A 23371-nucleotide genomic window follows, 5' to 3' on the forward strand; every position below is an offset into this window, starting at 1 on the left:
GGTATATGTCGAAAAATATTTTTTTGACATCCCACCAACGGGTCAAACCGTTGTTATATCAATATTTATAGAGGGAGGGTGATACAAAAGTGAATTTACCTGCGGTGGACCTTGGGATCATGGCGGAACATTTGAGTACCCATGAAGGGGTCATAAATAAGCTTAAATTGTATTATTCATCAGTACAAAACCCTGTATTAAAAAATTTATTGGGATTAAATATTAAAATGTTAAGAAATCATGTTAGAACAATGCTCAATCTTATCGACCCAGATCGAACACATAAGGTGCTTCTATCCGATATTGATTCAATAAACTGGAACATAAATTTAGGCACTCTCGAAGAATATGAGAAAGATATTGCCCTTGATGCGAGGTCGACCGCCAAACTGATGGGGAGCGATAATTTTAATTCAGCCTTAATGATGAAGGATGATAACGTCAAAAATATCCACTTTCAAATGTCATACCAGGATGTAAGCATGCAAATGATGTATGACCATCTAATAAAACATACTCGTGGAGAATTTATTCCCAGGGTTAGCAAAGAAATGCAGCGTTTGACTCTGCAGCATTATTCCCACGTACAAAATGAATAGCCATCTCATTCGTGCCGGAACCCATTTGATTGCTCCGGCTTTTTTGTGGAGCAATATGTGCATTTTTTGTGCAGTTTAATTCACTATAGAAGTGGTAGAAGATAGATGAACCGAAAATACCATAATCAGGAGGAATGCATATGTTACTGCCTGCTACAGATATGGGGCTTATTGCTACACATTTATCAGCACAAGATGGTTGAATAGCTAAAGAAAAAATGCATGAGACTATCCTTTGAGGAATTAGCTGCCAACTAGCATCTTACGATGGCTTTTACCCTAAAGGATTCTGAAAGCCAAAAGCCTGTAAAAGATCTGGAACCCTACCTAGGATCAGCTGGTCATATGGTAATTGTCAGCAGTGACCTGGATGAATTCCTTCACGTTCATCCAACTGATGAAAAAACGACCGGACCGACCGTTATCTATATGACTTCATTTCCGGAGTCGGGTATTTATAAAATTTGGGGGCAGTTTAAACATAAAGGGGAGTTGCATACCGTCCCCTTTGTCGTGGAAGTTCCAAATAAATCCCTATAATAGTACACTTTCCGTGTGCTTTTATTCTAGAAATTGGTCAAACCCTAGGAAAGGAGAAGTGATCTTGAAACAACGAATTGAACCGAGCAAAGTAATGGCAGCCGATACCAACAAAGCCAGGTTAAAGTTGATCATCATTCTTGCCATTCCTGCCGTAATCGAGAATTTCTTTCAAACCATTCTTGGGTTTGTCGATACTTATTTTGTTTCAAAAATTAGCCTGGCAGCTGTATCAGCGGTTGGTGTAACCAACGCCATTCTTGCCATTTACTTTGCCTTGTTTATGGCAATTGGCATTGCAGCAAATGTACGGATTGCAAACTTTATGGGAGCGGGTTTCCACGAAAAAGCGCGTCATATCTCCCAGCAATCGATCGTCCTTTCCATCGTTTTTGGCTTGATTACAGGACTCTTAACCTTAATATTTGCCGAAGCGCTATTAAGATTGATGGGGATTGAAGAGGAAGTTTTAGAGCTTGGGGCTTTATATTTTAGAATTGTCGGAATTCCGTCTGTATTTATGTCACTTATGTTTGTAATGAGTGCAATCTTAAGAGGAGCCGGTAATACTAGGTCCCCGATGATTGTTAGTATTGTAATAAACATCGTAAACGGAGTTCTTGATTACGTTCTAATATTCGGGTTTTTGTTTATACCGGAAATGGGCATTGTGGGTGCCGCAATCGCTACAGTTTTTTCCAGAATTGTTGGAAGTCTGTTCCTTGTCTACTATATCAATCGAGAAAAAGTGCTCAAGTTTCGCCAGGATTATTGGAAGCCAGATTTGACGCACCTTAAGGAACTTTCTACACTTGGTGCCCCGGCAGCCGGCGAAAGATTATTAATGCGTGCCGGTCAGATCGTTTACTTTGGGTTTATTGTGGCGCTGGGGACCAACTCGTTCGCGGCACATCAGATAGCAGGTAATATTGAGGTGTTTTCCTACATGATCGGTTATGGGTTTGCGACAGCGGCAACCATTCTGGTCGGGCAACAGGTCGGAGCAGGAAGATATGAAGAAGCTAAAACATACGCAAAACTATCTACCTATTTTGCTTTCATATCAATGACCATTCTAGGTATTCTTCTATTTTTCCTTGGGGAATGGACAGGCAGTTTCTTCACAGAAGATCAGGCGGTCATCTCGAATATCGATACCGCGCTTAAAATTTCAGGTGTGTTTCAGCCCCTGCTGGCAATTCTCCTAGTCATGACAGGAGCTTTCCAAGGGGCAAACAATACAAAGTTTCCCATGTATATTACAGCCATTGGCATGTGGGCCGTCCGCACCGTATTGGTCTACGTGCTTGCCATCATGCTTGACTGGGGTTTGGCAGGTGTATGGATTGCCATAGGCATTGACATTGGACTGAGAGCCATTATCCTGTTAATTCAATTCAAACGAGATAAATGGATGGAGCTTGAAAAGGCACCTGAACCAAGAACAGAATGTGATCCACAAACAACAAAGGAAGATTTGCCAGCTTGTGCAAATAGTTATTAATAATTTCTCTAGGGTAAGTAACTCCCTAATGGATAAAGATACATTTGAATTTTTTTAAGAGGTGATATTTAATGAAACCCTATGTTAAATTTGCAGGAATGGTTACGGTATCCACGATTGTCATGTTTATCTTTAAATATTTCAGTACATTTAAGTTAGATCACGTTTTTTTCAGTGAAACAAGAGCTTATATGGCTCTTTTAATGGGCGCAACAATGGCTGTTATTATGCTGGTATTTATGCGTAACATGTTAAAAAACCGGAAACTAAATATAGGAATTGCTGCGGGAAGTGTGATTGTTTTCTTTGTTTCAATATATCTGTTGAGGAGCCAAACCTTGGTTGATGATGTGGATTATATGGAAGCTATGATCCCTCACCATTCCATTGCCATATTGACCAGTGAACGAGCGGAGATATCAGATCCAAGGGTTAGAAGCCTTGCTGATGAAATTATAAAAGCCCAACGCAAGGAGATTTCAGAAATGAAAAGTTTGATTAACGACCTTGAAGAAGACTAAAAGTACAAAACACAAAAAGCCTTTTAAAGAGGCTTTTTGCGTTTTTAGATTCAAATATTTAACTGCGCGCCTATACACCAACAAAAAATAATGACAAACGGGGCAGGTTAGTAAAAGAAGAAAAAATTCTTAATGATTATTAGACTCATACTGTGACAGTAGAAAAACATCGGAACTATTGTGAAGAAATGTACCTAAACTATAGGGTGCTTTTGTTCAATAATCTAAATCAATAGTGAGCTAATAATATGCAAGTTCTTAATCAAAAGTACATATTTCTGGCTTTATTTCATATAAAAAACATACTTCCATAATCAGCATTTTTGTTATGTCAGATATACTAACTACTAATAAAAAACATGTAAAACTGAAGGTCTTCATATTTTCTTGACATCTTTTTAGTAAATTTAAGTCTTAAAGCTGCGCAAAGTATTTTTTTATATTCATGCCCTCACACTCCTGCTGAAAACTTCCTTATAAAATTAATCATAAAATCACGATAAATATTGTGATATCGCCTATTTTCAGAAAGATTAAATGTATTTAGGAGGCGTTCAAAATCAATGTACTGAAATGGAGTATACTTGTGTCGGGATTAGGGGTAATGCTATTAGGGTGCTCAAAAGACCAGAATTACAATGAAGGATTTAGTTACACTGAAGTTACTGATAGAAATATAGAGCATATTCACGGTATAGGGTACACAGAGGAAAAAGAGGAACTCTTTGTTGCTACTCATTCAGGTTTATTGAAATTTTCAAAGGGACGCTGGAATGAATCCACAACCAATAATCATGATTATATAGGATTCCAAGCAACGTATGATGGATTTTACTCGAGTGGTCATCCAGATTCGGATTCTGATTTTAAGGATCCTCTTGGCCTAATCAAAAGTACGGATAATGGAAAGACATTAGAAAAATTAGCATTTTACGGGGAATCGGATTTCCATCATATGGCGGTTGGGTATTACAGCCGTGCGATTTATGTAATAAATGAAGTCCCCAATTCTAAATTATACACAGGTATCTTTTTTTCGAAGAACAATGGTGAAACTTGGGAGTTAAGTGAACTGAATGGTCTAACTTCTAAATCAATTTCTAAAATTGCCACCCATCCAAAGGAGGCTGCACTGGTTGGTATTTCTACAAAAGATGGCCTTTTTTATTCGACAGACTTTGGTGACAACTTTCAGCTAATAAGTAAAAAAGATATGATAACATCCCTATACTTCGAAGAAGAGACTCTTCTCTTTTCCTTAATAGAAGATGGGAATGCTCAATTGTATGAGTTAGATTTAGCTACTAGAATGAAAAAAAAATTCCTGTTACCCGAAATAAGTGAAAACGATGCAATCATTGAAATAACTTCTAACCCCTTAAATAGAAACGAAGTAGTGTTAATTACACAGACAAATGATATGTTCCTAACAATAGACAGAGGGCTTAAATGGCAACAAGTTGTGACCAAAGGAAAATTGGATGGTATCAGCTGAAAGTAGGCAAACGTACCTTTTGAGTCTAAGAAATAGAAACATCCAACCACAGAAAATAGCAATAGAAATAATATTCAGAAAGATTCAAATGCTTGAAGTGGAATTGAATCTGTGTTCCTTACTATAAACATACTGGAAGAATGCATTTCCTAGATTCCCGTCGTTTCTCCCTCAAAAAGGGTTGGTGACTATTCCTAAATTTTAGTGCTTTTTCTTAAGTCCCCTAGGAGACAAACTGAAATTGATACGTCTTAGCGAATTCGATAGATTTCAATAAAGATCCAATTAATATAAAGTGCCACATAAGTTAAATTTTTTTGTTACCATGAAAGAAAAATGAAAAAAGGAATAAAGCTGGTGAAAAAAATGGAGAAAACGATTTTAGTGGTCGATGATGAGCGTGACATTGTAAAACTAATTACAGAAAGCTTAAAGTTTGAACAATTTAATGCAATACGAGCTTACTCTGGAAAAGAAGCTTTATCTATACTGAAAGAAAACAAGATTGATTTTATTGTTTTGGATATCATGATGCCAGAAATGGACGGTTTAGAAGTATGCCGAAAAATTAGAAAGGAATACAACATTCCCATTCTATTACTAAGTGCACGCAACAGAGATATGGACAAGATTATTGGACTGGAAATTGGTGCAGACGATTATATGACTAAACCTTTCAGCATTCAAGAGCTTACCTCACGCATAAAAGCTCATTTCAGAAAGGTTGACCGTCTATTTCAGGAATGGAGTGGTCTTAGGCACGAAAAGGATATGAACTTTCAAAGTTCAAACTCGCCGCTCATATTAAATGATAAGTCGTTTGAAGCTTTTTTGAATCATGAAAAGCTCGATTTATCGACAAAAGAATTTCAAATTTTATCCTTTCTGATGAATCATCCAAATAATGTCCTCACACGTGAACAAATTTATGATAGCGTCTGGGGAGACGAGTACGGAGAATTAAACACTGTCACGGTTCATATAAAAAATATCCGCAAAAAGATTGGCGTAGAGTATGATTTTATCAAAACCGTCTGGGGTGTCGGGTACAAATATATTGAAGGGAATAGATGAACATGAAGCTAAAAACCAAGCTTCCGTTACTGTTTCTCTTAATATTTTTGCTAATGTTTCTGCTGATTGCAGCCTTTTTTGTCTTATATATAAAATCGTTATTTTCAGATGAAGGGCACGCGTTGCTAGGAAATATTTTTAGTCCGGTTCATTTTCAAATGCTTTTACTTCTTAGTTTTTTAATGGGATTGATATTTGTTGTTTTAACCATATTTTTTCACTTTAACATCACTAAACCGATCGAAACCCTCAATTCGAGGCTAAAAAAAGTAAATATCGGTAACTCCCGAACCCCATTGCATTCAAGAAGAAAGGACGAAATCGGGGACCTGTATAATCATTTCAATGAGATGGAAGAAAGATTATACCAGGCTCATAGGGAACAGGTTGATATGATCGCTGCTATCGCTCATGATTTGAAGACCCCATTAACTTCGATAACAGGATTTGTGGAACTACTCTCCATGCAAAAGAATCTAACTAAAATGGAAACACAGGATTATTATGAGCTTATTATGAAAAAATCAAGACACATGGTGGAGCTGATAGAAACTTTCTCTATGTATACCAAGAATGAGGCTATAGTTGAAACCATTGATATGAGACCGATGGAGGCTCATAGATTGTTTGAAAATATTGCAACTGAATATGAAACCGAATTATCCGGATTCAATTTCAGACTTACATGGAAGCAGAGGTTCAATTCGAACCAAATCATATGTATTAATGAAAACATGATACGGCGCGTATTTGGTAATCTTTTTAGCAATGCTGTCAGATACGGTAACAAGAAAGACCTTCATGTCTATTTGACCGGTTATGCGCAGGATAGTTATTCATATTTTCAAATAGAGGATAATGGTGTTGGAGTGCCATCTAAGGATCTATCATCGCTGTTTCTTAAATTTTTTACAGTAGATAAGTCTAGACAAATGGATAATCAAGGCTCCGGATTAGGTCTTTCCAGTTGTAAATTAATAATTGAACATCATGGCGGGCAAATTCATGCTTTTCAATCAAATCATGGAGGATTGGGAATCCGTTTTACACTTCCACTTAAAATATAAGAATCTTTTCTGGAAAACTTTCGGTTGAAACTGAAAGTTTTTTTGGTAAGTAACTTCATACTTTTTTATATTTTTTATAACTTTTTATTTTCATATTATCAGCGTTTTAGTTTTCTCATTTACAATAAGTTTGCAAGTATGGTTATGGAACTAAGTAGGATTTTAGAAAAAGAATTCATTACATCTAAGCAGGAGGAAACCTAAATGAAAAAATCACCAGAAAACGATAATGGCCGGAATGTGACTAAAGAGCCGCCGCCAATGCCACGTTGGGTAAAGGTATCTGGGATCATCGTCATCGCCCTGGTACTATTGTTTGTTATAAAGGTGTTTTTTGGAAATGGTGACCACGGCCCTGGTCGCCACTTACCTATGGGTGAACCAACCGAACAGACAGAGCAGGGGACAGCCCAGTGATGACCATGACACCCCGCATCCGTAAATTCGCGCTTACCACACATATCACTGCGTCTGTCGGGTGGCTCGGAGCGGTCATTGCTTACCTAGCTCTCGCAGCCGTTACTCAGATCAACCACGATGCACAGATGGTGCGTGCAGCCTATCTAGCATTAGATCCGATCACCAGCTACGTCATCGTCCCAATGTCCTTCGCTTCGCTGTTAACGGGAATTGTCATGTCCCTTTTCACGCATTGGGGATTGTTTAAGCACTATTGGGTGGTTTTCAAACTTCTTTTAACTGTCTTCGCTACCATCATTTTGCTTGGTTTCACACAGACACTTAATAAAATGATCAGTTTAGCAGCAGATCCGACAACATCGATTCTTGACCTCCGTACAATGGGGGCTGGTATGAATCATGCTGTTGGAGCCCTATTGGTGTTGCTCATTATTACAATATTATCTGTCTACAAGCCTAGAGGCACAACCCGATATGGGTGGCGTAAGGAGCAGGAGAAGCGCAATTTGCCAAAACCGTGATGTAGTCTAGTAGGTGCTACCAACTTAAGTCAAATTTATTTAGTTGTTAGATAAAATGTTCAACATAAACCATTACTAGATAGGCAATCGAGTAGGAGGGGGTGACTAACCCCCGACCTCTCACACCACCGTACGTACCGTTCGGTATACGGCGGTTCAATTAAGTTTGACGTAGAAATTCATATCTTTGATATAGACTTTTAAGCCCTCGATTACTCCAGTAGGAGTTATCGAGGGTTTTGTGTAGGATTGGACTAGAGGCTATTCTCCAATATTTCTTTCTGGAGTTTCCCCATTCGTATGCCTTTTGGTCAGTGACACCTAGACCTTTGAGTTTTCTTACTCTTGTCCTCGGTTTCTTCCATTGTTTCCATTCAATCATACGAAGTCTTCTTCTAATCCACTCATCGAATTCTTTAAATTTACTTGGTGTATCAGCCAATGCAAAATATCCACACCATCCCGTTAGATATTGATTTAGTTTCTCGATTCTAACTTCCATAGGAATTGCTTTAGAACGGGAGGTTAACTCCCTTATTTTAGTTTTAAGCTTTTTGATACTTTCATTTGCTATTCGAACCTTCGGTATCTTATTAAACGTAAAGCTAAAGCCAAGGAACTTTCGTTTCCACGGGCGATCTACCGCTGATTTTTCTCTATTTACTTTAAGCTTTAATTTCTGCTCAATGAAGCATGTAATCGAGTTCATCACTCGTTCTCCAGCTTTCTTCGATTTCATGTAAATATTACAATCATCGGCGTAGCGGACAAACTTGTGACCTCTCTTTTCTAGCTCTTTATCGAGCTTATCCAGAAGGATATTCGAAAGAAGAGGGCTCAGAGGACCTCCTTGTGGTGTCCCTTCTTCTGCATCATGGACTACACCATTTATCATGATTCCTGCTTGGAGATATTTCCGTATCAATTTCAAGACCAATCGGTCTTGGATTTTACTTGCCATTATCCCCATCAATTTATCATGATTCACTTTGTCAAAGAATTTCTCCAAGTCCATGTCAATCACCCATCTATAACCTTCACTTATAAATTCCCTTGCTTTACGAACAGCGTCGTGAGCTCTTCTTTTTGGTCTAAATCCATAACTATGTTCTGATAAGGTTGGGTCAAAAAGCGGGGTTAGAACTTGGGCGATGGCCTGTTGGATGAACCGGTCTGTCACGGTAGGTATTCCTAGTAACCTTACTCCACCGTTCGATTTCGGGATTTCGACTCGACGGACTGGGTTAGGTTGATAGGTACCTTTCCTTAAAGAGTCACAAAGGGTGTCCCAGTTCTCATAAAGATGTCTTCGTAGGGATTTTACGGACATTCCATCTATGCCGTGACTCCCTTTGTTCTTCTCCACACGTTTAAGTGCTTCTATTAAGTTTTCCCGTGACAGAATCAGATCCATTAACATGTGATATTTCCTTTCGACGTGAACGTAGAAATCTAATTATGTTATTCCTGCTCCACCCTCATGAAGTCCCCTGTGGAATTCACCACTTCCTCCTTCAAGTAAGTCCTTTCGGATTGTCTGCTTCTACACAGGAATTGTATGCCTAGTTCTCGTTCTTCCTAATTGTTCAGTCCTTCCCTTACCGTCTCGAGAAGGTAAGGTACTATGACCTCTGCTGACTTCTGGTTGTTCAGCTACCTATTGCTAGATAGGTTACCAAGTGTGCTTGGCGTTCCAACCAGACCTCCCCGGGTAAGAGTACAGTCTTTCCCTCCATCTATCTGCTCCATTTACTCTGTACCACCTTCGGCAGTAAGGACTTTGTTTTGTAATGCAAACTCATCCAATGGTACCTAGCCTTATATGAAGTTCGTGTTCCTCAGACCGGAGGTTTGCCGCTCGCTTCCTTCAGATTCCGCGTCACCGCAGACACCCTTGCGTTAAGCTAACCACTACTACTGCCTTCATGGCTCGGGACTTGCACCCTATAGACTGCACCCATGCCGGGCGCACATCTAAAAACCTAACACAGGCAGTGTTAGGTTTATCTATAATATAAACCAATACCTAAAGGGGTTAGTGAAATTTCTTGAATTGCTCATTTCCATTCAACTCATTCTGTGAGTCTGCCGCTCTGTTATTGAAAATGTTAAATCCTCATCCCAACGCCTCTCAGTCAAATAAAAAATCTCTTATTAATAAAGTAAAATTCACCTTTCATATTCTTATGCAAATTCTCCATTGCGGGTAGATATATAGGATTCTCCTATCGACTAATGCAGGGAGTATAGAATCTGGCATAGAGATGCATTTTTTTAAATAGTAGTAATGTTGAAATAAAATCTTAATTATAATTAGAATGAGAATTGAAAATAAAAAAAGAGGTAAGTACTAAATTTGATTCCCCAAATAATACACCATTTGGAGGGGTATGTATGGGATTTAAAAAATACTTTGCTTGTCAATCTAGAAGTCCCAAAGGTTTCATTGGTAAGTTAATGGGTAAGTTGATGAATAATATCAATGCTCCGATGAATGAAAAGACAATCCAATTACTCGATATTGAAGAACAGGATCATATACTAGAAATAGGTTTTGGTAACGGAAAATATATTGCAGATATTATTAAAAGAATAAAGGGAACTCATGTGTGCGGTATAGATTATTCTGATACAATGGTCCAGGCTGCAACCAAACTCAATAAGGCTTTCATCAAGCAGGGGAGAGTACAGATCAAACAGGGAGATATAGAAAAAATTCCTTTTGACGATTCGATGTTCAATAAAATATTTTCAGTGAACACGATTTACTTTTGGTCTCGTCCAATTCTTGCCCTACGCGAGATAAGAAGAGTGCTCAAGCCGGGAGGTAGGTTGGTCATTTCGTTTCGTTCCAGGGAGATAATGACGGAAAGAGCATCTGATGACTATGATTTTAAATTATATACTCCAGCAGCAGAGGAAATCGAGAACTTACTAACAAAAACCGGTTACTCAAGTATCAGGATAGAACATTTTATCGACAAGTCCATAGACTATTATTGTGTAATAGCGGAAAAGCAAGGTACCGACTAGTCAAAAGTTATTGGCGATCCAGCTGCTAGGTGGGTAAGAGAGTCTAGATAAGGATGCGAAACCTATTGAAGCAGGCCTATATTCCGTACTTTTCAATTTGGTATATTTAATTACAATTTGTATTTATGGGTAAAATACAAATAGATAAGTCGAATATAAAGGAGAGATAAACTTGCAAAAATTGCAAATAGAATTATATTCAAGACCAACATGACTGGATTGTAAAGAAGCGAAGGAGTTTCTTTCGCAGCACGATATTAAATACATTGAATATGATTTGACCCAGGTCCCTGATAAAGAGGAGGAAATGATAGAAAGAACGGGTTCACGAATTGTACCTACTTTTGTAATAAAAGATAAAAGACTTCCCGGTTTTATTAAACGCCCTGAGATTTTTATTGGTTTCGAGGTAAATAAGGACAAAATTGTAAAGTTACTAAATGTGCAATAATATAAATTAAAAAACAGATAAGCATGTAGATAAGGATTTAGAATTATAAGTTTTTGACTGAAATTAGAAACTAATAAATTTTATTTAACCTCAAGCTCTTTTATTCAAAATTTTAATAGTTACACAAACAAGTTAATATATTATAAAGGACCGCCAATAGGTGGTCTCATTTATTTTGTTTAGTGTTGAGTTTAATTTAGTTAGGCATTTAAGATAAAAAACATAATGTTTCTATTCAATTAAGGCAATGGGGGATTACCATACAACTATTCGTATAATAACTATTTTACGAATAGTTATAATCGACATGTAAACAAGGGCCTGCTATAATTAATATACTTAGTATTCTTTATATTTTTGAATAAGAAATTAATTAGTTTATTATCACGATGAAATTATACATAATTGGAGTTATACCATCCGACATTTTCCACCTTTAAAGTTAAAGATCAATCTCAGGATTTTTAGTAAAGGAGCGGTTTAAATATTGAATCCACACCTTGAAGAAACCATTATAGATGTACTACGTGAAAAATTATCCCCCGATTGGATAGTTATATTTGGTTCAACTGTCAGTGGAAATACCCATAAGGAAAGTGACATTGATATTGCATATTTGGGTGACACAATAAAAGCGGATAAATATCAAATATTCATGATTGCTCAGGAATTAGCAGCAAAACTCAACAAAGATGTGGACCTCATTGATTTAAACCAGGCCAGCACAGTATTTCAAGCCCAAATAGTTCAATCCGGAACAACTATTTATTGTACCAATGAGCACAAAAAAGCTGAATTTGAAGTTAGAGTATTAAAAATGTATGCGAAGCTAAACGAGGAGCGATCAGAAATTTTAAAAAAAATTGACGAAAGCGGGACAATTTATGAAAAGTGATGTAATTTTAAACAAAATAAATATAATTGAACGCTGTATTAAACGAATACACGAAGAATACGACAAGAACCCAAAAAATCTAGAGAATTATACAAAGCAAGATTCCATTATTTTAAATCTACAGCGGGCTTGTGAGGCAAGTATTGACTTGGGTATGCACATAGTAGCTGTTAAAAAGCTGGGACTCCCACAGCAAAGCCGGGATGCCTTTACCCTATTGGAATCTGAAGGTATTATTCCCTCCTCTCTTTCAGATAAGATGAAAGCTATGGTTGGATTTCGTAATATCGCGGTTCATGATTACCAAGAAATCAATTTAGTGATCCTTCAAAAGATACTTGATAATCATTTAGTGGATTTCTTTGAATATACAAAAACCATTTTAATGCACTGATCTAGTTTTAGATAATATTATTATGTAAATTACTATTCGTAATAATTGTATTATACGAATATTTATTCCATTTTTTTACATCCATTGATCATACAGTTCTTTTCTTGCCTCATGATATAAACGAGCATACAGCTGTGTTTGGTGCGGACCATTATGCCCTAAAAGAACCTGTATACATGCTAAGGGCATCCCCTTCCGTGCTAAATGCGCAGCAAATGTATGGCGTAAGGTATGTGGTGAAATGTGAGTACCCAGTTTTTTGGTATAGCTTTCAAATTTTAATTGGATGGTACGCGGACACACCGGACCTGTGCCTTTTGAATTCACAAAAACAAATGGAAGTGTGTCCTCACGTGTATCTAAATAGGCTCTCAGATGTTCCGCACACTCTCGTGTAAATAGCACAATCCGCTCTTTTTTACGTTTCCCTTTTGGTACTGTTATCATTCGTTCCTTCCAATTTATACTCAACTTTTTCATGTCTACTAACTCCATAAGGCGCACACCCGTGGAATAAAGCATTTCAATAACAGCTTTTTCCTCTAGCTTTCCTTTTACTAATTGGCGTAGCTGAAACAGTTCATCCCGCTGCAGATAGCGGGGCAATTTGTCCTCCACTTCTGGAAAAGGAATGTTTTTCACTGGATTTTTAGCAAGAAGACCTTCTTCTGTACAGTACTTATAAAACAGCTTGATGCCAGCGAGCTTACTTTTCACAGTAGCAGCTTTATATTCTTTTGATTCTAAGGATGCCATCCATCTTCTAATATCTCTGGAATTAATTTCAGAATAGGGTTTATCACCATAGGCCATTAGCTGTTCCACTGCTAATATATACATGTTTACAGTCTTTTCTTCTAATCGAAAACTATATTCGTCTTTAAACTGCTTCAAGCTAATTTCTGAAGTTATCAAATCTAATACTCCCTATCCCATATATTTTCGGTAAAGTGATATGATTTCTCTTTTGGGAAGTCTGGCATAGATTTGAGTAGTGCCCACATCACTATGGCCCAATTCATCCCCAATAAACGATAAATCAGCCCCTTTAGCCAATAATTCTGTTGCAAATGTATGCCGTAATCGATGTGGGTGCAAGGTGGTACTCAACTCCGCTCCAGTTCCTAGCTTTTTGATAAGAAGCTGGATTGGCCGAACATCTAACCGTTTACCTGAAGAGGTTGCAAAAAGCGCATTTGGAGAATTATGACCTGCTGCTAGATACCGTTCCAATAAAAGAGCACACCTATCCGTAAAATGTACATAGCGGATTTTCTTTCCTTTTCCAACTACTCGTGCTGTACGGTTCTCAAGATCCACATCTTCCCGATTTAAGTTGCTTACTTCTCTTACTCGGCAACCGGTTGTCAGCATAAATTCCACCAGCGCTTGATTGCGAAGAGTGGTTATTTCACTGTAATTGCGAATTTTAGCGATTTCCTCTTTTTCCAAATACTTAGGAAGTGGTTTTGGCAGTCGAGGAAACCACCGGCTCTTCATTGGAGAACAGTCCACATAACCCTCCTGCACGCAAAACTTATAAAATGAAGAAAGAATACTTAAGCGAAGTCTCAGCGTTGCTTCGCTAAAATGTCCTCCATTCTTTTTAAACCAATCCAGAATTGTATTTGATGTCAAAGTAGTATACGGTTCTTTCACGTCCCCAAAGAAATACTCTAAAAATCTGCGATAGGCCGTGACCGTTACCTGGCTTCGGTTCGATACCTTTAAACTTAATAAATATTCTCCAACGATATCTTGATTGCTTTCATTCGGTAAGTCTTTAGTCAACTCCCAATACTTGTTCATTCTATTCACCTCTAGTGGTAAAGATCATATTGCTTTTTACGCGCATGTTCCATTAACCGTGTATAAATACGGGTACTATTAATATCCACATGGCCAAGCAGATCCTGAATGTAACTTTGAGGCATATTTTTCTCTGCTAGGTGTGCTGCAAATGTATGGCGCAGCGTGTGGGGAGTTACCCTAAAGCCAAGAGTTTTAGAGAAACTGCGAAAGTTTTTTTGTATATATTCCCGGTGTAGCTGCCCTCCTCTTCGATTTGCAAATAAAAACAGGCTTTTCGTTTCTCGCTTGTCCAGGTATATTTTTAATCGTTCAGCACAATCGTGGGTAAAAAGGACAAAGCGTTCTCTGTTTCCTTTTCCTTTTCGTATCCATATTTGCCGGGTGTCCCATTTAATATCTTCCAGCTTTATTTGTAATAGTTCACTAACCCTTACTCCAGTAGAATATAACGTTTCTATGATAGGACGAAACTCGTTATTATTTCTTGTTAATTCTTGCAGCAGGGCTACTTGACGTCTGGTTAGATAGTATGGAAGAATATCATCATTTTTTGGCGTTTTTATTGTTAGCACTGGACTTTTCTTAATAAGATTCTCTTCCATACAATATTGATAGAACGATTTCAAACCCGATAGTTTAATATGAATTGTACGTTTTTTATTGCCTCTTTCCTCCATTGATGCTAGCCATGCTCTTATATCTGCTGCTTTGACCTCGTCAAAATTCTTTCCGCAAAAGATAAAAAACTGTCTAAGAGAAAGCCTATAGCTTCGAATGGTTTCTTTACTAAACCTAGATTGATGATCATCAAAAAAGGTCTCTAGTACAGTCAGTTTCAACGTTATCTACCCCATTTTATTTTGATAAGCTATAATCATATCCTCTGTCAGGATTCGTGCATAAATACGTGTTGTATTTAAATTTACATGCCCCAGTTGATCTGCAATAAATTCAAGTGTTGCACCCCTTGCAAGCGTATTGGTGGCAAATGTATGTCGACAACAATGTGGATATAATGATTGCTTCATTCCAGCCCTTTTGCCAAGTTTCCTTATGATGTAATAAATCGCTTTTGTTTGAATACGCTGGCCCGAATTATCCAAAAATAAGGGTTCTATCCCCTTGCTGCTTCTTGTTTGTAAATAATCACACAATGCAATGGCACACTCCTCTGAAAAGTGCACCCTTCTAATTCTCTTTCCTTTTCCCGTTACCTCAGCCGATCTATTTTCTAAATTGACATCCTGAATTGATAGCCTGGAGATTTCTGAACTTCTGCATCCTGAAGAAAATAAAAATAAAATCAGTGCCCGATCACGAGGAGGCACATTTTCAGCTGTAACTTTCACCTTGGCAAACTCCTTCTCATTTAAATACTTTGGTAAGGGCTGTCGGATTTTGGGTCTCCATCTTTTTTTAATTACAATATTTCTTATGTATTCTTCTGCGAGGCAAAATTGTAAAAATGAAGACAGTGCTGATAAATAAACATCAACAGTCTTTTCTTTTTTTCCATAGGTAAAATGATTTAAATACTCTTTCACATCTTCAGATGTTAAGAGATTTAAAGGAATTGTACACATGGTAAAAAAGCGTTCTAAAAACCAACGATAGTTTTTAATTGTTCGTTCAGCTTTATTCTCAAGTTTTAAACTCAACAAATATTCATTCATGATAGTTCTCATTGACTCATCTTTAAGGCTACTTTTCCAATATTGACTTATTTCTTCCATCCTTTCACCTCCTTTCTAGTATCATTAATCATATGTAATAATCTTTAACAAGAAGATTCTTTTTTATACCATTAATTCCAATCGGAATAATAAGATAATTTCATTTAGGAGGAAAACCTGAAACCGATGCTAAAGCTTCAAATCTATCCTATAACTCCAAGATTCTTTTTTAAAAAATACTAGTCCAATAAAAAAAGGCTGCCAAAGTATCCATGACAGCCTTTTCTTCCTATTAGATTCAATTATTTGTTTTCAATTTCTTTTGACATAAGATAATTATACTCAGAACGGTCTACCGGTACAAAATTCTCAGGAGTATAGAAGCGCAGCAAATCTCCATTAACAACCTTATCCGATAAATCAAGCTTTTGTTCAGCAATTTCCTTATATTTTCTTGCTTCATCTAATCTATTTTCTTCCAGCAGCTCGCCAGTTGCTGAATCATAGAACTTACCGTCTACAGATGTGAAATTTGAGCTTACAAAGTCTCCATTTCTGAACGGAATAATGTCATCATGCTGATTAGATAAAATATCAGTTCCCATGTGGACATATTCTTTTGTATCCATTCCAAGCAAATGAAGCAGGGTTGGAAGCAAATCGATTTGTCCTGCATACTCGTGATTAACTCCGCCTTCCATGCCGGGTACACGAATAAATAAAGGAGTGCGCTGAAGTCCTGCACTTTCAAACGGTGTTACCTCTTTTCCAATGACTTCTTCCATTGCTTTGTTATGGTTATTCGATATTCCATAATGATCGCCATACATAACAATAATAGAGTTATCGTATAATCCTGACTCCTTTAAATAAGTAAAGAATTGTTCGAGTGCTTCATCAGCATATCTTGCTGTCTGAAAGTAGTTATCTACTGTTTTGTTCCCCGTTGTGTGCTTCTCTATAGTTGCTTCATCTTCATCGATTGTGAAAGGAAAATGATGCGTAACCGTAATAAAGTTTGCATAAAAAGGCTGCGGCAAGGCTTCTAAATATGTCATGGACTGTTCAAAGAATGGCTTGTCCATTAACCCATAGTCAGCCAGATCAACCGGGTTCATCTCATAATAGCTGGAATCATAGAACTTGTCATATCCCAATGATTTATATATTTCATCTCTGTTCCAAAAGCTCCCCGTATTCCCGTGAAACACTGCAGATGTATATCCGCGTTGCTGGATTAATATTGCTGGAGCCGCCTGATAGGTATTTAATCCTTTTGTTGTAAACGCTGAACCTTGAGGTAATCCGTAAAGTGAGTTTGCTACCATAAATTCAGCGTCTGCAGTTTTACCTTGAGCTGTTTGGTGAAAGAAGTTATCAAAGTATTGTGTATTTCCTTCTTTAGTTAAGGAATTTAAAAATGGTGTAACTTCTTCTCCATGCAGTTTGTAATCAATAAGGAAATTTTGAATAGATTCCATGTGCACATAAATCACATTCATTCCTTTAGCAGCACCAAAGTAGTTCGGATTGGGCTCCGCATAATTCGATTTTGTGAAATTGGTAATTTCCGTAATATCATTGCTGTCTGCAAAAACTCTCTGTGCAGTAGCTTTCGTACTTTGCACAGCATCATATATAGTATAATTGTACATGCCGAGATATTTTACTATATAGTTACGGTCAAACCCTCTTGTTAATAATTGCGGACGGTCCGCTTCTGCAATGGCCAGATTTATCCCTGATATACTTAAGGCAATGAGCAGCAAGGCAGTTACTTTTCTAGATGCTATCTTTTTAACTTGTAAACTTCTAAAATTAAATGTAAGAAGAAGCAGGAGCAAAATAACATCAGCAAAAAAGAACACATCCAAAGGGCTAAGCAATGTACCTATACTTCCGCTAACATCCCCAAAGTTTTGTGTCTGTGTTAGAGTCGGCAAGGTAATAAAATCATTAAAAAAACGATAATACAACGCATTTGCATATAAGAGAAACGACATGAAGAAGTCGATCATAAGAAGTGCTGCAAATTTTTTCTTTCCTTTAAATAGAAAAGCAAAACCCAAAAATAATAATGAAGAACCTAGAGGGTTTAAGAAAAGCAAAATTTGCTGAATCGTATTCTCTATGCCTAAACTGAATTGTGTTAATTGGACAACATAAGTCTTAAGCCAAAGCATTAATACCGCAGCTATAAAAAAGAAAGTAAATTCTTTCGTCAGTGTTTTATTTACTAATTCTTTCATTTCCACCCTTCTTTCTAAAAAACATTGTATTTAAAGTAAGTGTTATAAAAACTCCGTTAGTATAAACTAAACAATATGGAATAAGATTAACAAAAGATAAAAAGAGTGTACCACGAATCGTCCCAAAAATGAACTGTTTTGGTACTGGCAATAATATATACATATTATTCTCTATGAAAAAAATCCCATTTTAATGATAGTGATAGTCAGGAGTGTTATACATGTTAATTGGATATGCCAGGCCATATTCAAGTGATCCAAACAGTAAAAGACAGCATAAACTACTCAAGAATGCGAATTGTGACTTGATTATAAATGAATCCCATTTTTCCTCTAAAGAGAGACAGAATCTGCGTGCAATGATAAAGAAACTTAGGTCAGGAGATACAGTAGTTGTTGCAAAACTGTTTACGTTTGCTGATTCCACCCGGAATCTAGTTGAACTCCTGCATGAAATAGAGGAAAAGGGAGCTTATTTCCATTCTCTAAAAGAGGGCATTAATACAAGGAATGATCAAAACAGCTCATTTAAGGAGATTGTCATTCATATTATAGAATTTGAATCAGATTTACTCAGCGAAAAAACCAAGGAAGGGATTCATGAAGCAAAACAGAAAGGAATCCTTCCAGGACGGCCAAGAATACCGGATGAAAATGTAAAGAAAGCAATTGCAATGTATGAAAGCAAAAAATACAGCCTGGCCGAAATTAAAAATGAAACAGGAATAAGCAAGTCTACGTTATACAGGTATCTGGGAAAATAAAAATCCAGCAAAAGTAGGGATAAAGGAACCCTGCTTTGCTGGATTTCTATCATTGGTTTTGATTCTGATTCTAAATCTCCATAAGAACTGGAAGGATCATCGGTCTCCGCCCTGTTCTTTGAAACAGGAACGGCTGGACAACATCAATGATTTCTTTCTTAAAATATGCACGATCTTTTGCTTCAGGTAATTCAGTCAGCACTTTATCTTTAACAAGATCTTCAAGATCATTAATCAAACTTCCGGATTCCCGGATATAAACAAAGCCCCTGGTTACAATAGCTGGCTTTGCTGCCAGATTACGAGTATTTTTTTCAATTGCTATGGTTACGATGACTAACCCTTCTTCGGATAGTATTCTTCTATCCCTCAGAACAATATTCCCGATATCCCCGATACCATTCCCATCGACATATACTGGCTGGGCTGTAACTGTATCCGTTATTTGAGCACTATCTGCTGTTAATTCCAATACATCACCATTATCCAGTATAAAACAATTGTCGCCTAAAATACCGCAAGCTACTGCTAAGCCTACATGTTCTTTGAGCATTCTGTACTCTCCATGAATGGGAATGAAATATTTAGGCTTCACTAAGCGCAGCATCAGTTTTTGTTCTTCCTGCATTCCATGGCCTGATGTATGGACTTCACTTATTTTGTGATGGATAATTTCAGCACCAGCCCGCAGCAATTTGTCCATAACCCTGCTTATGCTTATTCCATTCCCCGGAATAGGTGAGGATGAAAAGACAATTTTATCTCCTGGGATCACTTGTATCTGCTTGTGGATACCATTCGCAATCCTCGATAAAGCAGCCATTGGTTCTCCTTGGCTTCCTGTACAAATAATCGTCACTTCATGGCTTGAAAGCCGGCCAATATCTTTTATATGAACAAAAGCTCTATCAGGAGCTGATATGTACCCGAGTCTTCTTCCAATTTCAAGAGTTTTTTCCATGCTTCTACCCACAACTGCTATTTTCCGATTGTATTTCAGAGACGATTGCACTACTTGCTGAATGCGGTCAATGTTTGATGCAAATGTGGCAAAAATGACTCTGCCATCTGCATTTCGAAAAACATCTTCTATCGCACCAGCTACCTTCTTTTCGGATAAAGAAAAGCCGGGAACTTCACTATTGGTGCTGTCTGATAATAAACAAAGGACCCCTTCCTGGCTAATTGATGCTATTTTATGGAAATCGGTTTCAGCACCAACAGGGGTCAAATCAAACTTGAAATCTCCTGTGTGGACGATGTTCCCTTCAGGTGTTGATACCACAACACCAAAGGAGTCCGCAATACTGTGCGTCGTACGAAAAAACCGTATCTTCATATTCTTTAATTGAACAACGCTTTCATTATCAACCTGCTGAAACCTTGCGCCTTTTATCCGGTGCTCAGCGAGCTTGCTTTTTATGAGCTCAATAGCAAATTCCCCGCCAAAAATCGGTGCCTGCACATCACGGAATAAAAACGGGATTCCTCCGATGTGATCTTCATGGCCGTGGGTAATGAAGATGCCTTTAAGCTTATTTCTATTTTGTTTAAGGTATGTATAATCTGCCAATACATAATCAATTCCAAGCAGTTCATTATCCGGGAACTTAATACCACAGTCTATCAGTACCATTTCATCCATATACTCAATGACATATGTATTCTTCCCAATTTCCCCAAGACCGCCTAAGGCAAATATTTTAACCTTATTCTCTTTTTTTATAGACATTCATTCAACTCCTAATTATCATATTTGACTCTATAAAGAAGGATTAAATCCTATAGATAGCATAATGTTCAATTATGGAAACGCTTTATTAGTATTTTCATTGTACCATTTAATAGATTTAAGCACATTGAAAAGGAACTATTTCCCATACATCATAGTGAAAAAGCGCAGACTATGTCTGCGCATAATACATTTGACAGAAAGTTGCTTTTGCATGTTTACATAACCTGTATGAATTCTGTCAATAACCAGACTCTTTATATTACCAATATCTCTATTCAATAGTTGAGTTGACAGTTTTAAACTCCTGCCCCTAAGCTGCTTATAATATAATGGGACTCGTCCACCCTATTTAATAAAAAGTCTGATGGTTCTTCGCCATATAAACAAAGTCTGTGCATTGGCCTGGTCATAGCCACGTACAACAGCTTAATATCCAGTTCCTGTTCAGTATATTTTTCATTCAGACTTACCATTAATACAGCATCGAATTCAAGGCCCTTAGAAAGATAAGACGGAACAATCACAACATGGCTTTTCTTAATATCCTCGGATTCATTCAAAAGTTGCGTTTTAATGCTGCTTGATTCCAGAATGGCAGCCAGGGCACCACATTCTTTCTCTGTCCTGCCGATAATCGCAATAGAGTTCAGATCCTGACTGGAAAGATCGTGCACTTCTCTTTCAATAAGATTCACAAACTGTTTCCGGTCCGCAGGATCAATTTTATGAAAGACCGATTTTTGTCCATGTCTGACCACCGGCTCCACTTTTGGAAGGTCTTCCGCCATGACAGACAATATGTCATTGGCGAGCTCCATAATCTCAACTGTTGTTCGATAGCTTTTTTGCAATGCATAATAATTTGCAGATGGAAAAATCTCTTTTATTAATGGCTCCCAGCTATTTAACCCCCGGTAGGCATGTATACCTTGTGCAAGGTCCCCTACAATCGTAAATAGCTCTGTTTCCACTCCTTCCTTCATAGCGGCAAACTGAAAATAACTGTAATCCTGTGCCTCATCTATAAAAACACTCTTCATCTTTAATTCTGGGGCAATTCCAATCAATTTTGATTTTATATAAAATAGCGGGGCAAGATCTTCCAGTTCGTAGACTCCTTTTTTAAATATAAATTTGCAATAGGCAGCTAACAGGGAAGCTTCTTCTAAATTTAGGCCAGAATATTTCATAAGCATTTCTTTTGAAGTCATTAAGTCTTTATATAAAGTAAAAACAGCCGTTTTGGCAAAGCTTTTCATATATCTATTCACAGCTGTTCTTGCTTCTGTTTTAATGCTCTCCATTCTCTTTTCTTTCTGATCCATTAATGATGTTACTTTTTTCTTTCTTTTTTCTGCATCTTTTATATTATAAAGGGCCTTTTCTAATGCCTCATCATATTTTTCTTCCAGCATTGTTAAGATTGTTTTTCTTTTCGTCTTTAAATGGCTTACAAGCAGCGCTTTTATTTTGTCCAGGCGTGCATATACAGGCAGATACTTATATTCCTTTAAAAAAAGCCTTTTTAGCTTCGACCCTTTCATCAGCCTGAATTTTTCTACCTTGAAATCTTCAGAAGGTCCAAGCTCGCTTTCAATATCCGCTATATACTTGTCCAACAACTCTTTAAATTCAAGAGAACCTTTATAAGCCGAAACCCATTTTATCCGATTGGACTCTGGAGTGTTCTTTACCAATGCTAAAAGTTTACTTCCCGGGGAGGCAATCTTAAGTTTTCCTCCTAAGCTTTCCCGCATGTAATCAATAAAAGTAGTTTGTTTAATCCGATTCACACCTAACTCCGGAAGAACCTCAGATATATATTCTATAAACAAGCGGTTTGGTGCGAGGATCATCAATTTTTCAGTTGGAAAACTCTCACCAGCTGAATATAAAAAATAAGAGATTCTATGAAGGGCGATCGTCGTTTTTCCGCTTCCGGCTGCCCCTTGCACTATAATGGGATGACCTAAAGAAGCCCGGATAACATCATTTTGTTCTTTTTGGATAGTGGAGACAATCTCTGTCAGCCGATTGTCAGCTTTTCCAGCCAACGACTCCTGCAGCAGTTCATCATGCGTAGTTAAATCAACATCACGTATATCTTTTAATATACCTTTTTCAATATTGTATTGCCTTTTAAGTGATAAGTACCCTTCTCTCTCGTCCCCATTCACTTGGTAAGAAACGGTACCTAACCTCCCGTCATAATAAACATTCGCTATCGGGGAACGCCAATCCACGATGATAGGCATTTGATTTTCTCTGTCATATAAGGAGGTCTTTCCAATGTAAAGAAACTCTTCGCTTTTACCGACATTCCTTTGAAAGTTAATTCTTGCGAAATAAGGTTTGTTTAAGATACTTTCCAGCCTTTCTAATTCGCTTTCTGCCATTTCAAGAAATTTGGCATTCGTTAAGATATTGATATAGCTTAAACTGCTATCTAAATAGTCCAAATCAACAAATGCTTGCTTTATATTTTCCTTAAAACTGGCCTTATTGCCTTTGGAGCTTTCGAGTATGCTTTTTATATACACCTTCGTGAACTCCAGATGCTGTGCTTCAGCTTGATAATCTGGGTGTTCATATATAACTGTGTTTTTATCAGTACCCATTCTTTC

At 37.4% G+C, this 23371-nt stretch carries 22 protein-coding genes; 14 read left to right on the forward strand and 8 right to left on the reverse strand.

Going from position 1 to position 23371, the window contains the following annotated elements; all coding sequences use genetic code 11:
* The first annotated feature begins 89 nt into the window (after positions 1 to 89).
* From AC3WTL_RS21640 to AC3WTL_RS21680, 9 genes are all read left to right on the forward strand, one after another.
* Positions 90 to 599, forward strand: coding sequence for a hypothetical protein (locus tag AC3WTL_RS21640; RefSeq protein ID WP_492369997.1), 510 nt, complete (start codon positions 90 to 92; stop codon positions 597 to 599).
* A gap of 267 nt (positions 600 to 866) precedes the next feature.
* Positions 867 to 1139, forward strand: coding sequence for a DUF8832 domain-containing protein (locus AC3WTL_RS21645; RefSeq protein WP_492369998.1), 273 nt, complete (start codon positions 867 to 869; stop codon positions 1137 to 1139).
* A gap of 94 nt (positions 1140 to 1233) precedes the next feature.
* Positions 1234 to 2643: an MATE family efflux transporter gene (locus tag AC3WTL_RS21650; protein WP_492370045.1), complete on the forward strand. Its 1410-nt coding sequence runs from the start codon at positions 1234 to 1236 to the stop codon at positions 2641 to 2643.
* A 71-nt stretch (positions 2644 to 2714) separates the two neighbouring features.
* On the forward strand, positions 2715 to 3164 hold the full coding sequence (locus AC3WTL_RS21655) for a DUF305 domain-containing protein (protein ID WP_492369999.1): 450 nt from the start codon (positions 2715 to 2717) through the stop codon (positions 3162 to 3164).
* A gap of 586 nt (positions 3165 to 3750) precedes the next feature.
* The gene (locus AC3WTL_RS21660) at positions 3751 to 4659 is read left to right on the forward strand and encodes a F510_1955 family glycosylhydrolase (protein WP_009336052.1); all 909 of its coding nucleotides are present in this window, start codon (positions 3751 to 3753) and stop codon (positions 4657 to 4659) included.
* A gap of 366 nt (positions 4660 to 5025) precedes the next feature.
* Entirely contained in the window at positions 5026 to 5733 is a 708-nt protein-coding gene (locus AC3WTL_RS21665) for a response regulator transcription factor (RefSeq protein WP_284522325.1), read from the forward strand.
* 2 nt (positions 5734 to 5735) lie between these two features.
* Positions 5736 to 6800, forward strand: a complete 1065-nt coding sequence (locus tag AC3WTL_RS21670; RefSeq protein ID WP_492370046.1) for a HAMP domain-containing sensor histidine kinase — start codon at positions 5736 to 5738, stop codon at positions 6798 to 6800.
* Positions 6801 to 7004: 204 nt separating this feature from the next.
* Positions 7005 to 7217, forward strand: coding sequence for a hypothetical protein (locus AC3WTL_RS21675; RefSeq protein ID WP_009336056.1), 213 nt, complete (start codon positions 7005 to 7007; stop codon positions 7215 to 7217).
* A complete protein-coding gene (locus tag AC3WTL_RS21680) occupies positions 7217 to 7741 on the forward strand; it encodes a DUF2269 domain-containing protein (protein ID WP_198286744.1) in 525 nt (174 codons plus the stop codon). The genes AC3WTL_RS21675 and AC3WTL_RS21680 overlap by 1 nt, the downstream gene beginning before the upstream one ends.
* A gap of 160 nt (positions 7742 to 7901) precedes the next feature.
* Here AC3WTL_RS21680 and ltrA read toward each other — a convergent pair whose 3' ends face one another.
* Positions 7902 to 9161 (reverse strand): group II intron reverse transcriptase/maturase, encoded by a 1260-nt coding sequence (gene ltrA, locus AC3WTL_RS21685; RefSeq protein ID WP_492370000.1) that lies wholly within the window; start codon positions 9159 to 9161, stop codon positions 7902 to 7904.
* Positions 9162 to 10135: 974 nt separating this feature from the next.
* On the opposite strand from ltrA, the gene AC3WTL_RS21690 reads away from it, so the two are divergent.
* From AC3WTL_RS21690 to hepT, 4 genes are all read left to right on the forward strand, one after another.
* A complete protein-coding gene (locus AC3WTL_RS21690; protein WP_009336058.1) occupies positions 10136 to 10774 on the forward strand; it encodes a class I SAM-dependent methyltransferase in 639 nt (212 codons plus the stop codon).
* 214 nt (positions 10775 to 10988) lie between these two features.
* Positions 10989 to 11225: a glutaredoxin family protein gene (locus tag AC3WTL_RS21695; protein ID WP_083805748.1), complete on the forward strand. Its 237-nt coding sequence runs from the start codon at positions 10989 to 10991 to the stop codon at positions 11223 to 11225.
* A 487-nt stretch (positions 11226 to 11712) separates the two neighbouring features.
* Positions 11713 to 12120: a type VII toxin-antitoxin system MntA family adenylyltransferase antitoxin gene (gene mntA, locus AC3WTL_RS21700; RefSeq protein WP_492370001.1), complete on the forward strand. Its 408-nt coding sequence runs from the start codon at positions 11713 to 11715 to the stop codon at positions 12118 to 12120.
* Positions 12110 to 12514: a type VII toxin-antitoxin system HepT family RNase toxin gene (gene hepT / locus AC3WTL_RS21705; RefSeq protein ID WP_009336060.1), complete on the forward strand. Its 405-nt coding sequence runs from the start codon at positions 12110 to 12112 to the stop codon at positions 12512 to 12514. Before mntA ends, hepT begins: the two co-directional genes overlap by 11 nt.
* 75 nt (positions 12515 to 12589) lie before the next feature.
* Here hepT and AC3WTL_RS21710 read toward each other — a convergent pair whose 3' ends face one another.
* From AC3WTL_RS21710 to ltaS, 5 genes are all read right to left on the reverse strand, one after another.
* Positions 12590 to 13429 (reverse strand): tyrosine-type recombinase/integrase, encoded by an 840-nt coding sequence (locus AC3WTL_RS21710; protein WP_492370002.1) that lies wholly within the window; start codon positions 13427 to 13429, stop codon positions 12590 to 12592.
* 12 nt (positions 13430 to 13441) lie between these two features.
* On the reverse strand, positions 13442 to 14323 hold the full coding sequence (locus AC3WTL_RS21715) for a tyrosine-type recombinase/integrase (protein WP_492370003.1): 882 nt from the start codon (positions 14321 to 14323) through the stop codon (positions 13442 to 13444).
* A gap of 11 nt (positions 14324 to 14334) precedes the next feature.
* Positions 14335 to 15165, reverse strand: a complete 831-nt coding sequence (locus AC3WTL_RS21720; RefSeq protein WP_492370004.1) for a tyrosine-type recombinase/integrase — start codon at positions 15163 to 15165, stop codon at positions 14335 to 14337.
* Between the two features lie 6 nt (positions 15166 to 15171).
* Complete coding sequence (locus AC3WTL_RS21725) at positions 15172 to 16059, reverse strand: tyrosine-type recombinase/integrase (RefSeq protein WP_492370005.1); 888 nt, start codon at positions 16057 to 16059, stop codon at positions 15172 to 15174.
* 242 nt (positions 16060 to 16301) lie between these two features.
* Positions 16302 to 18248, reverse strand: coding sequence for a lipoteichoic acid synthase (gene ltaS / locus AC3WTL_RS21730; protein ID WP_492370006.1), 1947 nt, complete (start codon positions 18246 to 18248; stop codon positions 16302 to 16304).
* A 221-nt stretch (positions 18249 to 18469) separates the two neighbouring features.
* Here ltaS and AC3WTL_RS21735 point away from each other — a divergent pair, with 221 nt between their 5' ends.
* Positions 18470 to 19012 (forward strand): recombinase family protein, encoded by a 543-nt coding sequence (locus tag AC3WTL_RS21735; RefSeq protein WP_492370007.1) that lies wholly within the window; start codon positions 18470 to 18472, stop codon positions 19010 to 19012.
* 70 nt (positions 19013 to 19082) lie between these two features.
* On the opposite strand, the gene rnjA is transcribed toward AC3WTL_RS21735, so the two are convergent.
* Positions 19083 to 20744, reverse strand: coding sequence for a ribonuclease J1 (rnjA, locus tag AC3WTL_RS21740; RefSeq protein WP_492370008.1), 1662 nt, complete (start codon positions 20742 to 20744; stop codon positions 19083 to 19085).
* A 299-nt stretch (positions 20745 to 21043) separates the two neighbouring features.
* Positions 21044 to 23365: an RNA polymerase recycling motor HelD gene (helD, locus tag AC3WTL_RS21745; RefSeq protein WP_492370009.1), complete on the reverse strand. Its 2322-nt coding sequence runs from the start codon at positions 23363 to 23365 to the stop codon at positions 21044 to 21046.
* Positions 23366 to 23371: the final 6 nt, after the last annotated feature.

Source organism: Cytobacillus sp. EB106-05-05-XG126 (assembly GCF_058791715.1).

Bases quoted from the DNA above. Each gene is read 5' to 3' on its own strand.
- AC3WTL_RS21725 (WP_492370005.1), bottom strand. From the start codon at position 16,059: ATGGAAGAAATAAGTCAATATTGGAAAAGTAGCCTTAAAGATGAGTCA.
- AC3WTL_RS21715 (WP_492370003.1), bottom strand. From the start codon at position 14,323: ATGAACAAGTATTGGGAGTTGACTAAAGACTTACCGAATGAAAGCAAT.
- ltaS (WP_492370006.1), bottom strand. From the start codon at position 18,248: ATGAAAGAATTAGTAAATAAAACACTGACGAAAGAATTTACTTTCTTT.
- AC3WTL_RS21735 (WP_492370007.1), top strand. From the start codon at position 18,470: ATGTTAATTGGATATGCCAGGCCATATTCAAGTGATCCAAACAGTAAA.
- ltrA (WP_492370000.1), bottom strand. From the start codon at position 9,161: ATGTTAATGGATCTGATTCTGTCACGGGAAAACTTAATAGAAGCACTT.
- hepT (WP_009336060.1), top strand. From the start codon at position 12,110: ATGAAAAGTGATGTAATTTTAAACAAAATAAATATAATTGAACGCTGT.
- helD (WP_492370009.1), bottom strand. From the start codon at position 23,365: ATGGGTACTGATAAAAACACAGTTATATATGAACACCCAGATTATCAA.
- AC3WTL_RS21680 (WP_198286744.1), top strand. From the start codon at position 7,217: ATGACCATGACACCCCGCATCCGTAAATTCGCGCTTACCACACATATC.
- rnjA (WP_492370008.1), bottom strand. From the start codon at position 20,744: ATGTCTATAAAAAAAGAGAATAAGGTTAAAATATTTGCCTTAGGCGGT.
- AC3WTL_RS21670 (WP_492370046.1), top strand. From the start codon at position 5,736: ATGAAGCTAAAAACCAAGCTTCCGTTACTGTTTCTCTTAATATTTTTG.
- AC3WTL_RS21645 (WP_492369998.1), top strand. From the start codon at position 867: ATGGCTTTTACCCTAAAGGATTCTGAAAGCCAAAAGCCTGTAAAAGAT.
- AC3WTL_RS21650 (WP_492370045.1), top strand. From the start codon at position 1,234: ATGGCAGCCGATACCAACAAAGCCAGGTTAAAGTTGATCATCATTCTT.
- AC3WTL_RS21665 (WP_284522325.1), top strand. From the start codon at position 5,026: ATGGAGAAAACGATTTTAGTGGTCGATGATGAGCGTGACATTGTAAAA.
- AC3WTL_RS21675 (WP_009336056.1), top strand. From the start codon at position 7,005: ATGAAAAAATCACCAGAAAACGATAATGGCCGGAATGTGACTAAAGAG.
- AC3WTL_RS21690 (WP_009336058.1), top strand. From the start codon at position 10,136: ATGGGATTTAAAAAATACTTTGCTTGTCAATCTAGAAGTCCCAAAGGT.
- AC3WTL_RS21655 (WP_492369999.1), top strand. From the start codon at position 2,715: ATGAAACCCTATGTTAAATTTGCAGGAATGGTTACGGTATCCACGATT.